The sequence below is a fragment of the Desulfonispora thiosulfatigenes DSM 11270 genome, from assembly GCF_900176035.1.
Lineage (GTDB): Bacteria > Bacillota > Peptococcia > Peptococcales > Desulfonisporaceae > Desulfonispora > Desulfonispora thiosulfatigenes.
The window spans coordinates 1-11,876 of sequence record NZ_FWWT01000016.1; the positions used below are offsets into that span (position 1 = coordinate 1).

General features: G+C 34.2%; 10 protein-coding genes. All 10 read left to right on the forward strand.

From position 1 onward, the window contains the following. Window positions 1-122 precede the first annotated feature (122 nt). The 10 genes from B8965_RS05545 to B8965_RS05590 all read left to right on the forward strand — a co-directional run bounded on the left by B8965_RS05545 (window position 123) and on the right by B8965_RS05590 (window position 11,779). A complete protein-coding gene (locus B8965_RS05545; protein ID WP_084052866.1) occupies window positions 123-698 on the forward strand; it encodes an RpnC/YadD family protein in 576 nt (191 codons plus the stop codon). A gap of 210 nt (window positions 699-908) precedes the next feature. Next, complete coding sequence (locus B8965_RS05550) at window positions 909-1,994, forward strand: efflux RND transporter periplasmic adaptor subunit (RefSeq protein WP_084052867.1); 1,086 nt, start codon at window positions 909-911, stop codon at window positions 1,992-1,994. Further along, entirely contained in the window at window positions 1,994-5,116 is a 3,123-nt protein-coding gene (locus tag B8965_RS05555; protein WP_084052868.1) for an efflux RND transporter permease subunit, read from the forward strand. Before B8965_RS05550 ends, B8965_RS05555 begins: the two co-directional genes overlap by 1 nt. A gap of 2 nt (window positions 5,117-5,118) precedes the next feature. Beyond that, window positions 5,119-5,703 (forward strand): TetR/AcrR family transcriptional regulator, encoded by a 585-nt coding sequence (locus B8965_RS05560; protein ID WP_084052869.1) that lies wholly within the window; start codon window positions 5,119-5,121, stop codon window positions 5,701-5,703. Between the two features lie 316 nt (window positions 5,704-6,019). Continuing rightward, the gene (locus B8965_RS05565; RefSeq protein ID WP_084052870.1) at window positions 6,020-7,960 is read left to right on the forward strand and encodes a DUF5693 family protein; all 1,941 of its coding nucleotides are present in this window, start codon (window positions 6,020-6,022) and stop codon (window positions 7,958-7,960) included. Window positions 7,961-8,191: 231 nt separating this feature from the next. Further along, entirely contained in the window at window positions 8,192-8,497 is a 306-nt protein-coding gene (locus tag B8965_RS12935) for a polysaccharide pyruvyl transferase family protein (RefSeq protein ID WP_084052871.1), read from the forward strand. Window positions 8,498-8,501: 4 nt separating this feature from the next. Beyond that, entirely contained in the window at window positions 8,502-9,308 is an 807-nt protein-coding gene (locus B8965_RS05575) for a polysaccharide pyruvyl transferase family protein (protein ID WP_159446279.1), read from the forward strand. 183 nt (window positions 9,309-9,491) lie between these two features. Then, window positions 9,492-9,923: a 3-hydroxyacyl-ACP dehydratase FabZ gene (fabZ, locus tag B8965_RS05580; RefSeq protein WP_084052873.1), complete on the forward strand. Its 432-nt coding sequence runs from the start codon at window positions 9,492-9,494 to the stop codon at window positions 9,921-9,923. Between the two features lie 2 nt (window positions 9,924-9,925). Next, window positions 9,926-10,975 carry an MraY family glycosyltransferase gene (locus B8965_RS05585; RefSeq protein WP_084052874.1) on the forward strand — a complete coding sequence of 350 codons (1,050 nt, stop codon included), beginning with the start codon at window positions 9,926-9,928 and terminating at the stop codon, window positions 10,973-10,975. 141 nt (window positions 10,976-11,116) lie between these two features. Beyond that, window positions 11,117-11,779: an SH3 domain-containing protein gene (locus B8965_RS05590; protein WP_084052875.1), complete on the forward strand. Its 663-nt coding sequence runs from the start codon at window positions 11,117-11,119 to the stop codon at window positions 11,777-11,779. Window positions 11,780-11,876 lie beyond the last annotated feature (97 nt).

Consider the following 11,876-nt stretch of genomic DNA (forward strand, 5'->3'; position numbering starts at 1 on the left):
CATATAAAGACAAATTAACCATATTCCAAGTGCATAATATATTTTAGAATTCTGGAACGAACAATAGGTTAAAAAAGAAGGTAAAAGGAATTACCCATAATTATTCCAATAGTAATATATCAATGGAACAAGAAAAATGGAACTTAAAAACAGATTTACGAGAAATGATTCCAGGATTTCATGACCTACCAGAATATTTTAAAGAAAGAGTACCTGTCTTTAAACATGAACTTATTAATATAAAAGAATATGAAGAAAATGATTTTGAAAAATACACAAAATTAACGGCAATGATGCTAAAGGCATTTAAATATGCCTTTGAAGAAAACCTTGAAGTAGTATTAAGGGTATTTTTATTAGCTATAAAAGAAGCAGAAAAAGAAGAATCATTAGATACATTAATTTACTACGGAGAAATATATTTAAAATACATCGAACTTACAAATAGCCAACTAAAAGAAGAAGACATACGAGAAGAAATAAGAAAATTAGACGGAAAGGGGGATGTTACCATGGGTATATTAGAACAAATAGAAGAAAGAGGAATTAAAAAAGGCATACAAAAGGGAATCAAAGAAGGAGAAATAAAAACAGCTAAAAATTCGTTAAAACTCGGCATTCCTTTAGAACAAGTGGCTCAAATATCTGAACTAACCCTAGAAGAGGTTAAGAAAATTAAGCGAGAACTTGAAAAATAAAGTATTTTTAAAAGAGTAAATTAAACTGTAAAAATTGTGGGGCGCCCGGAGGGTCGCCTTTTTTCTATATAAGCTACAATACGAATTTAGTGCAGTAAAATATCTTGCTCCGAAGTATTTACCTGTTGACACAAAATTCACAAAATATTACAATGAATACAACTGACTGGCTGGTCGGTCGGTGAATTTATATAACGAGGAGATTAGACAATGCAAAAAAAGAATCAATCCGTGACTAAAAAGAATCTAGCTATTATTCTTCTGCTTATTTCTAGCTTAATTTTTTCCATAGGTTGTGAGAAAAAAGAGGAAATAAAAGAAGTGGTAGAGGAAGAAACGACTAAAATCCCCGTGGAAACGGTAGCAGTAAAGCAAGGTAATTTTAATAAAGCATTGGTTTTAAGCGGTGTAACCAAGGCCAAGGATGAAGTATCAGTAATCCCTAAAACAATGGGGATGGAAAAGATTATTGAACTTCATATTAAAGAAGGGGACAAGGTGTCAGCAGGTCAAACTATTGCTGTATTAGATCATAGGTCTACTGATGTGCAAATGAATTCAGCGCAAATTGCGTATGAAGATGCCCAAAAAAATTATGAGCGTAATAAGGTGCTTTTTGAAAGTGGAGCTTTACCTCAAATAAATTTAGAACAAAGTGAAACCGCTTTAAGAAATGCAGAGAATAATCTAAATGCTCAAAATCTTAATTTTGATAACTCGATTGTGACAACTCCAATTAGTGGCACAGTTACTCAGCTTATCGCGAAAAAGGGTGGCATGGCTAGCGGACAAACTCCAATAGCTGTAGTTACGGATTTATCTACTATAGAAGTAAAAACAAATATCAATGAAATGCAAATAAATAAAGTAAAATTGGGTCACAAGGTGAGAATGTATATTCCAGCCTTAGGGGGAAAGCCCTTAACAGGAACTATTGTGACAATTAACCCATTAATTGATGAAAAAGCCAAAGCTTATCCTGTAACTATTCATATTTCGAACACAGATGGCAAAATTAAATCTGGAATGTATACAGAAATTGAATTAATCACAGATAGCATTAGTAAGGGAATTATTATCCCAGCGCAAGCAATTATTACCCGGGAAAATGAAAGCAAAGTTTTTGTAGTGAGGGATAATAAAGCAGTAGCTGTAAAGGTAGAATTAGGATTATCAAATGGAGATGAAACTATTATCACTAAAGGCCTTAAGGTTGGGGAGCAAGTAATCACATATGGTAATGAAGACGTGGTGAATGGTGATGAAGTAGTTGTCACTAAACGAGGTGATAAATAATGAAGTTATCGGATTTATCCGTTAGAAGACCTGTCTTAATATTCATGATTGTCCTAGCAATTTTAATGCTAGGGGCAGTGTCTATGACGCAGCTTGCAATAGACCTTTTTCCAGAAATGGATGTGCCTGTTGCCTTGACCATTGTAGAGTATGATGGCGTGGGGCCAGAGGAAATGGAAAAACTCGTAACCAAGCCCTTAGAGGAACAATTATCCACAATTAATGGTGTAAAAACAGTTAGATCTCAAAGTACGCTCGGAAGTTCTGTTGTTATTACAGAATTTAACTGGGGTACTGATATGGATAATAATACAATCAAAATGCGGGAAAAGGTTGATTTCATCAAAGCATACTTACCAGAGGATGTAAGTGAGCCGATGATTTTTAAAATGGATTTAAATATGTTCCCGATTATGATGCTAGGTGTAACAGGTGATGGAGATCTCGCCCAAGTAAAACAAACAGTAGAAAACAAAATTAAACCTCGCTTAGAAAGAATTGCAGGGGTAGCCTCTGTTGATGTATCAGGAGGAAAAACGAGGGAAATTCAGGTAGAAGTATCCCCTTATATGTTACAGGCTTATGGCCTTAGTATTCAGGATATTTCTAATATTATCAGAGGAGAAAATAACAACTTTTCTGTAGGTAGTGTCGAACAAGGTAAAAAAGATTATCTTGTAAGGGTAAAGGGAGAATTTAAAGAGATCAAGGAAATAGAAGAAATCTTAATCCCTTTAAAAACGGGTGAAACCATTGCACTTAAGAATTTAGCGCAAATCAAAAATACCTATGAAGAACAAAAGAGTTATTCGCTCTTAAATGGACAGCCTAGTATTTCTTTAAATATTCAAAAGCAAAGTGATGCCAATACGGTAAAGGTATCCGATGCTGTTCAAGAGGAATTGGAAACTTTAAAGAATGAATTACCAGGTAATATTAAAATAGAAATGGCAATGGATCAGGCTGAATTTATTAGAAAATCCATTGACGGAGTAAAGCAAAATGGTTATATTGGTGCCCTTCTTGCTGTAGTTGTACTATTCTTATTTTTAAGAAGTGTTAGAAGTACTTTAATAGTTGGAACAGCAATTCCAATTTCTATTATTGCGACTTTTATCTTAATTTATTTTTCGGGCTTAACCTTAAACATGATGTCTCTTGGAGGATTAGCCTTAGGTATTGGTATGATGGTGGACAGTGCGATTGTAATATTAGAAAATATCTACCGTTATCGTGAAGAAGGTTATAGCAGATTTGAAGCAGCTAAACTAGGAGCTTCCGAGGTTGGTTCAGCGGTGGTAGCTTCTACGATTACAACAATTTGTGTATTTTTACCGATAGTTTATGTAGAAGGTATAGCGTCGCAAATCTTTAGGCCTTTAGCTTTAACCGTAACATTTTCTTTAATTGCTTCTTTATTAGTAGCACTGAGTCTAGTGCCGATGTTGTCATCTAAGCTTTTAGTAGTTGATATTAAAAAAGAAAAACCTAAAAATATCTTCCAAAAGATTGGAGGATTATGGGTTAAGTTTTTAGATGGCTTGGATAATTTTTATAGTATGAATTTAAAATGGGCTATTAATCATAAGTTTATCGTTATAGTAGTGACAATTGCCGGGCTTGTGGGTAGTGCCTTTTTGATTCCTAAAGTGGGAATGGAGTTTATGCCGGCTCAAGATAATGGCATGTTTACTGTACAGGCAAAATTACCCAATAGCACAGTTTTAGGAGAAACATCTAAAATTGCCACACAGGTGGAAGCAAGTATTGCTGAAATTAAAGAAGTTGATTCTATCTTTATGAGTGTAGGTAGTGGTGGTGGAATGGCTACCGGAAACTTTGGCTCTGGAAGTAATATGATTAGTATTACAGGTAATTTAGTACCTTTAACAGAAAGAACTAGAAGTGTCCAAGATATTATGGATGAAATTAGAGAAAAGAATAAAAACCTTGCTGGAGTAGCCCTTTCCGTAACTGCTGAAGGTGGTTCCATGGGCTCTGGTTCTCCGATTGATATTACAATTAAAGGGCATGATCTAGATGTCTTAAAGAATTTAGAAGAACAATTTGCACAAAAAATTGAAACCGTAGAAGGAACTAGAGAAATAACAACTAGCTTAGAAGAAGGCGTGCCAGAATTAACGGTAAATTTAGATCGAGAAAAAGCAAGTTTATATGGCATTACTTCAAGTCAATTATCTGGGGCAATTCGGATGGGGCTACAAGGTGCGACAAGTTCTAAATATCGTACCGGTGGCGATGAAATAAATATTAAAGTATTTTTACCAGAAAAAGACAGAGGTAGAATTGATGATTTAAATAGACTGATGGTTTCATCCCCGATGGGTGTGAATGTGCCAGTTGAGGAAATAGCTACTTTAAAATATGAAACAGGACCAACAACAATTTCCAGGGTAGATCAATCAAGAACCGTTTCAATAACTGGAGATATTGCAGGCAGAGACTTAAAAAGTGTAACTGAAGATATTCAAAAAGCAGTAAAAGAAATTCCCCTGCCATCAGGTTATCAAGTAGAATTTGGTGGTTCAAATAAGGACATGATTGAGTCTTTTACTAGCTTAGGACTTGCTTTAATCATGGCAATATTTTTAGTTTACATGGTCTTAGCAGCTCAGTTTGAAGCATTATTATATCCTTTCATCATTATGTTTAGCTTACCACCAACTTTAATTGGGGTAGTGGGAGGATTATTATTAACAGGTAAAACATTTAGTGTAATTTCCTTTATCGGGGTAATTATGCTGGCCGGTATCGTAGTAAATAATGCCATCGTGCTTGTGGATTATATCGGTGTATTACGTAGTCGTGGCATGGAAAAAACAGAAGCAATTTTAAAAGCTGGTCCAACTCGTTTAAGACCAATTTTAATGACTACTCTAACTACAGTACTTGCCCTTTTACCTCAAGCCCTAGGAATAGGTGAAGGTTCAGAAGTTTCAGCACCTATGGCGATAGTAGTTGTCTTTGGTCTTAGTTTTTCAACTATCATTACCTTAATTTTAATCCCAGTAGTGTATTCGATCTTAGATTCATTTGCGCAAAAGATCAAAAACTTCTTTACAAGAATTATTACTGGTGATAAGAATACAGAGGCGATGTAATTATGTGTGAAAAAACTAAAAGCCAAATTATCATCGAAGCTGCTTATGAGGTTTTTGGGAATAAAGGATTTCAAAAGGCAAGGATGGAAGAAATAGCTGAAAAAGCAGGTGTCGGCAAAGGCACCCTTTATGAATATTTTAAAAGTAAAAAAGACTTATATGAAGAAATGTACAGATGGTACATTGAAAAATATTTTAATAGTCTTGGTCAAAATCTAGATAGTCAAAATACGGCTACAGATAAAATTAGAATAATCATCAAGAATCATCTTTATCATCTGCATAAAGCTAAGAATTTATTCATGAGGCTGGAAGCGGACCATAGTTGTAATATGGATTTAAGTCCTAAGATAAAAGTCCAGTTGCATAATATTTATCATAATAATTTTAATGAGATAAAGGTAATAATTGAAACTGGGATTAATGAAGGCGAATTTAGAAATTTGGATTCTAGCCTTGCTGCCAATTTCTTGTTAAGTTCAATTGCTGGAATGGGCCATTCCATGATGTTTTTAAATATTTCGTATCAGCCAGAAGAGATAGCAGATAAGATATTAGACCTATTTATTAATGGGATGAAAGGTTAAGGATATTTGTTAGCAGGCACAACGCACGCTCGAACAAGAAAAAGGAAGGAGCGCAGGTAGCTTTAGGAATGGACTGAACTCGCTAAGGCTCAAACAGCAGTTCCATTCTTATCTAAAGCTACCTGCGCTCTTTTTATTTAAACTCGCTATTGCTACGCTTATGCTAACAAATATCCATTTAAGTTTTATGAGCAATTTTAATTTAAGTGTAGGGCGGCCGTGGGTCGCTCTTTTTTCTTGAACATTCGTACACGCTGTGGTACTTTAAATACAAGTGTAAACTTTTATAGTAAATGTCGAAATTGGAGGCGTTAATTTGAAATCTAAAGGGTACATCAAGGTTGTAGCTTATTTATTTATTGCTTTGTCGATTATTTCTTCTCTCTATATATTAAATCAAAGAGTTACCAATGAAAGAAACAATAAAAATGTAGAGATGATTGTCAGTTCTTCTGAGCTTAGTTCACTAGCTCAGGCAAATGATATAGAACTAGAATCTTTAGTCGCAAAGCTAAAAGAACGTGGTATCACTGGTGTTTTAGAAAAAGAAATTAGTTTAGGTGACCTTCGTAGAACAGGTAAAATCAAATATTATCAAGGTGAAGAATTAAAAACAGCACCAGATTATAGTTACTTAGCTGGGGACATTCCTTTAAGCGATGCTAATCTTTTTATTACTTTAAATGAGCCTAAATTAAATAAACAAATAATTGATCATTTAACAGCAAAATTTAAAGGGATAAAGGTATATAATGGGGAAATTAATGTTATTGCTGTACCGATTAATATTCCTAATTCTGACAAGGAAAAAGAAAAAATCTATGAAAATATTGACTCTTATGGTGTTGGCTTTGATACAGAAGAATTAACTGAATTAGCCAACCTAGATTTAATGATTGTTCCACAAATTAGGGACTGGAAAGGTGTCAATGACAAGTCTTTACAATTTGTTGCAGATGAAATAAAATCCATTCCTAATTTAAGCTTTATTCTTTTTAACGATGAAAAGGTACCCGGTTACCCGACAAAAATTCAGTACCTAGGAGAATTATTAAAAAATGAGCAAGGCATTCCGATTGCACCCATTGGTGATGTGGAGTTTTTCAACCAAAAAGGGATCACTAATTTAGCTACTTACTTAAATAAAGATGCAGTAAGAGTTCATTCTATTAGCTCAGGCGAAATGGCTACCAAAAGTCCACGTGAACTCATTGAACGCTTTGAACTAGCAGTTAGCGAAAGAAATATTAGAACTTTATTTGTCCGCTTTTTTGGCATGGAAAATCCAGCTGAAGCTTTAGAGACAAATTTGACTTACTTACAAAATATAAAAGAAAACTTACAACACGCTGGCTTTACCATTGAAAAGGCAGAGAGCTACCCTTCTATGGTATATTACCAATGGATGATCCTAATCATTGGACTAGGAGTTCTAGGAGGCGCAGCTTTAATCTTATTAGAACTTAATCTGTCCTTCTTAGCATTAATAAAAATAGTTTTAGGAGCACTAGTATGGGGTGCGCTGTACTATAAATCCCCAATTTTAGCCCGAAAATTAATGGCTTTAGCAAGTGTCATGGTGTTCCCAATTTTAGCATTTTTAAAAGTAATGAAAGAAGAACGCAGAAACCTAGTAGCAAGTATTTTTGCTCTTTTAAAATTATCAGCAATCAGCTTTTTAGGAGCCCTATTTATGGTAGGGTTATTATCAGATAAACTATTTATGTTAAAACTTGACCAGTTTATAGGAGTTAAATTAGCCCATATTATTCCATTAGTGGTTATTCCAGCCTTACTTTTTAGCCGGAAAAATAGTTTAAGTAAAGCAAAAGAGTTACTGGATAAAGCACTTACTTACAAGGTTATTATTGTCTCAGCTATCGGTATTTTATTCCTGGTAATTTATGTAATTAGGACAGGTAATGTCGGAGAAAATATGGTCTCAGGGCTTGAAATCCAGATTAGAGAAGGCTTACGGGAGATTTTAGGAGTCAGACCAAGGACAAAAGAATTTTTAATAGGCCACCCTTTAACCTTATTATTACTGTATTATGGATTAAACAAAAAGAATTGGCTATTAATAATTCCAGCAGTAATTGGACAAGTTTCCCTTGTAAACACCTATGCACATATTCACACACCGTTTTTAATTTCCGCAATCCGTTCTTTAAATGGATTATGGATAGGAATTATAATCGGGTTTATACTAATAATAATGTGGAAATGGTTTAGTAAATATTTAACCACACATAAATAATTGATGCTCTTAAATAGCGATCATTAAATAGTAAGCATTAAATAGTAAGTATTAAATAGCAAGCATTAAAATCAGTATTAAAAATTATCATTAAAAGTTAGCATTAAAAGATATTATGAAAAGATATTATTAAAAGATATTATTAAAAGATATTATTAAAAGACAGCTTTTTAAAAACAGTTTTAAAAAAGGGTATTTTAACTAATAAAAATCTCAAAATGAGGTATATATATGAAAAAAGTAATCCTAAGCGGATATTATGGGTTTAACAATGCTGGAGATGAAGCCGTATTGTATTCCATAATTGCAGCTTTACGGGGTTTAGATGAAAATTTAGAAATAACCGTTTTATCAAATAATCCAGAACATACCATTAAAGCCTATCAAGTTAAAGCAATTAATCGTTGGAAAGTAAAGGAAATATATCCGGCAATAAAGGAAGCAGACCTTGTAATTAGCGGAGGTGGCAGCCTTTTACAGGATGTGACCAGCAAAAAATGGTATTTTATATTATTTGGGCATAATAGGAATAGCTAAATTTTTGCGCAAAAAAATATTAATTTATTCTCAAGGCATAGGACCGGTAACAGACAAAAGAAATCGCCTCTTAACAGGAATAATTTTAAATAAAGTAGCAGCGATTACTGTTAGAGATACAGAATCAAAAAAAGACCTTGAGGACATGAAAATTAAACAGGAAATAATTCTAGCTGCAGACCCTGTTCTGGGAAATGAAGCCGAAGAAATAGATGAAAATATCGGACAGGAACTTTTAGAACTAGCAAACGTCGATATTAATAAGAAGCTTTTGGCTGTTTCCTTGAGAGAATGGCCAGTCGAAAGGGAAAATTACGAAGCTATCGCGCGTACTTGTGATCACTTTGCTGCCGAGGGCTGGGAAATAATATTCTTGCCAATGCACTTTCCAGACGACATCAGCGCAGGACGAGAAGTGCTAAAAGAAATGAAAGAAGAAGCCGTACTCTTAAAGCAAAATTATTCTCCTTATGAAACATTATGTATTTTAAAAAAATGCGACCTAATTGTCAGCATGAGATTACACGCTCTAATCATGGGAGCCGTAGTCCAAAAGCCCATAGTGGCCATATCCTACGACCCGAAAATAGATAGTTTCATGCAAAGTTTGGGATTTTATGATATATTACAGATAAATAACTTAAAAGAAAATAAATTAACAGGGCAAATACAAACCGCCTGGGATCAAAAAGATACCATTATCAGCGACTTAAAAGTCAAAAGCAGGGAACTAAAAATAAGGGCGCTGATTCCAGCCGAGAAGGCGCAAGAACTACTTAAAGACAATTTATTATCAAAAGCGAAGCAATAGCGAGCTTAAATAAAAAGAGCGAAGGTTGTTTTAGATAAGAATTTGACCGCTGTCTGAGTGATAGCGAGTTCGGCAAATTCCAAAAACTGCCGTAGCTCCTCCTTATAACTGTTTGAGCGTGCGCAGCGTTGATAATAAATTATCTGCCCCTAGATTAAACTGAATAAGTTTGGAGGAATTTAAATGTTAGATATAAATCAAATAAAAGAAATCCTACCACATAGATACCCATTTCTCTTAGTAGATAGAATAATCGAACTAGACCCGGGCAAAAAAGTAATCGGGATTAAAAATGTCAGTGCTAATGAAGAATTTTTCAATGGGCACTTTCCAAATTTCCCAGTAATGCCAGGGGTTTTAATTGTCGAAGCTCTAGCTCAAACTGGAGCCGTGGGTGTATTATGCATGGAAGAATATAAAGGGAAATTAGTTTTATTTGCAGGTATCGACAAAGTCCGTTTTAAAAGACAAGTCGTACCGGGAGATCAATTAAGACTTGAAATCGAAGTAACAAAGTTAAGAGGCAAAGTAGGTAAATGTGATGCCAAAGCATTTGTCGGCGAAGAATTAGCAGTACAGGGTGAATTAATGTTTGTAATTGCAGAGGAGTCTTAATAATGAATTTGGTGCTAATGATAATAGGGGCGTTTTTTATCACTTATATGCTTGTACCCCAAGTGGCCAAACTAGCCTTTAAAATAGGGGCCATTGACAAGCCAAATCACCGAAAAGTACATAGCAAAATAATGCCGCGCTTAGGTGGTTTAGCTATTTATTTAGGGTTTACGGTTATGGTTTTATTAACGCAAGAATTAACAAGTCAAATTATAGGCTTAATCCTTGGTAGCTCTATCATTGTGGCTATCGGTGTTTTAGATGATGTAAAAGATATTTCACCTAAAATCAAATTACTAGGGCAAATCCTAGCAGCCTTAGTCCTTGCTTTATTTGGGGTCGATGTGGATTTTATTACTCACCCGATTTTTGGTAATACATTTTCCTTGGGTTACTTTAGTTTGCCAGTGACCATATTTTGGGTAGTAGGAATTACTAATGCAGTTAATTTAATTGATGGATTAGATGGATTAGCTGGTGGAGTTTCAACTATTGCCGCATTAATTCTAGCTGCTATTGGATTTATGCATGGAGAATTAGTCATGGCAAGCCTGGCTTTAATTTTAGCAGCTTCCACCATAGGCTTTTTACGCTATAACTTTTTCCCAGCAACTATTTTCATGGGCGATAGTGGATCAATGTTTTTAGGATTTAACCTAGCAGCATTTTCTATGATGGGCTTAACTAAAAGTATAACGGTAATTTCCGTATTTGTACCTATTTTAATAATCGGAATACCTATCTTTGATACATTATTTGCGATAGTGCGTAGATTTATTAATAATCAGCCAATTTTTAAAGCAGATAAAGAACATTTACACCATTGCCTGTTGAATAAAGGATTAAGTCATAAACAAACAGTGCTTACAATCTATGGAATTAATATTTTCTTAGGCGTGGTGGGAATTTTATTAAGTAAAATGACCACTAATCAAGGAATGTTAATCTTGGCCTTTGTTTCTTTATTTATTCTTTGGGGAGCCCAAAAAATCGGCGTCATGGGTAAAAGAAAGACCACTGAACAACTGAGAGAAAAGGTTGCCGAAAAATAAAAGGATATATTAATAATCTAGAATTATCATGTATAAATTTTCTAATACCATTTATCGTATTTGCGATTTTATACTATTCTTGATATAAGTTTTATTATAATAGTCGAAGATTATAACGGGTTAAAATAAAGAGGTGATAAAATGAGACCTAAATTAATTGTTCCAGCACTTATTTTGACCTTGCTTGCCGGTATTTATATTGGACACTCAAAGATTAATGAACAGTCCCAAGAAGTATTTAGTTTTAACTTTTTGACATCTGCCTTTAAAGAAACACAAACAGCTAATAAAGTGGCAGCCATGACCAATATTAACGATCAAATTTTAATCTTAAAAGCAGAAGTAGGACTTTTAAAAGAAGAATTAAGTAGGGCTACTGGCAAACAAATTGCTAGTATTACTCCAGATATATTAGAAAAGATGGAAAATCAGGTTAACGAAGAACCAATATCAGAGGATCCAGCTAATGTAAAGCCAACAAACGAAAAACCCGTAAATGAAGAGCCTGTAAAAAAAGAACCAGCTAAAAAACCTGTAACTGAAAATAAAAAGCCACCTGAGGATATAAAAGAAATTCCGATCGAAGAAATAAAACAAAAACCTCAGAAAGCTCAGATTATTCAAAAGAACACCTATGTTAATATGCGTTCAGGACCTAGCGAAAAATATGATATAATTACAAAAATCTATCCAGATCAAGAATTTAGCATCGTGACTAAACAAAATAGCTGGTATCAAATTAAATTGCAAGACGGGAAAACTGGCTGGGTAGCTAGTTGGATTGTTAAAGTGAAGAGTGAGTAAGCCCGAATCTTTGAGCGGGCTTTTTTTAAGTGCGAGCCAAATTAACTAATAAATTGAAATTTTTACAGATTAGCTATATAATTGACATGTTGCGTTA

Bases quoted from the DNA above. Each gene is read 5' to 3' on its own strand.
- B8965_RS05545 (WP_084052866.1), top strand. From the start codon at position 123: ATGGAACAAGAAAAATGGAACTTAAAAACAGATTTACGAGAAATGATT.
- B8965_RS05550 (WP_084052867.1), top strand. From the start codon at position 909: ATGCAAAAAAAGAATCAATCCGTGACTAAAAAGAATCTAGCTATTATT.
- B8965_RS05555 (WP_084052868.1), top strand. From the start codon at position 1,994: ATGAAGTTATCGGATTTATCCGTTAGAAGACCTGTCTTAATATTCATG.
- B8965_RS05560 (WP_084052869.1), top strand. From the start codon at position 5,119: ATGTGTGAAAAAACTAAAAGCCAAATTATCATCGAAGCTGCTTATGAG.
- B8965_RS12935 (WP_084052871.1), top strand. From the start codon at position 8,192: ATGAAAAAAGTAATCCTAAGCGGATATTATGGGTTTAACAATGCTGGA.
- fabZ (WP_084052873.1), top strand. From the start codon at position 9,492: ATGTTAGATATAAATCAAATAAAAGAAATCCTACCACATAGATACCCA.
- B8965_RS05585 (WP_084052874.1), top strand. From the start codon at position 9,926: ATGAATTTGGTGCTAATGATAATAGGGGCGTTTTTTATCACTTATATG.
- B8965_RS05590 (WP_084052875.1), top strand. From the start codon at position 11,117: ATGAGACCTAAATTAATTGTTCCAGCACTTATTTTGACCTTGCTTGCC.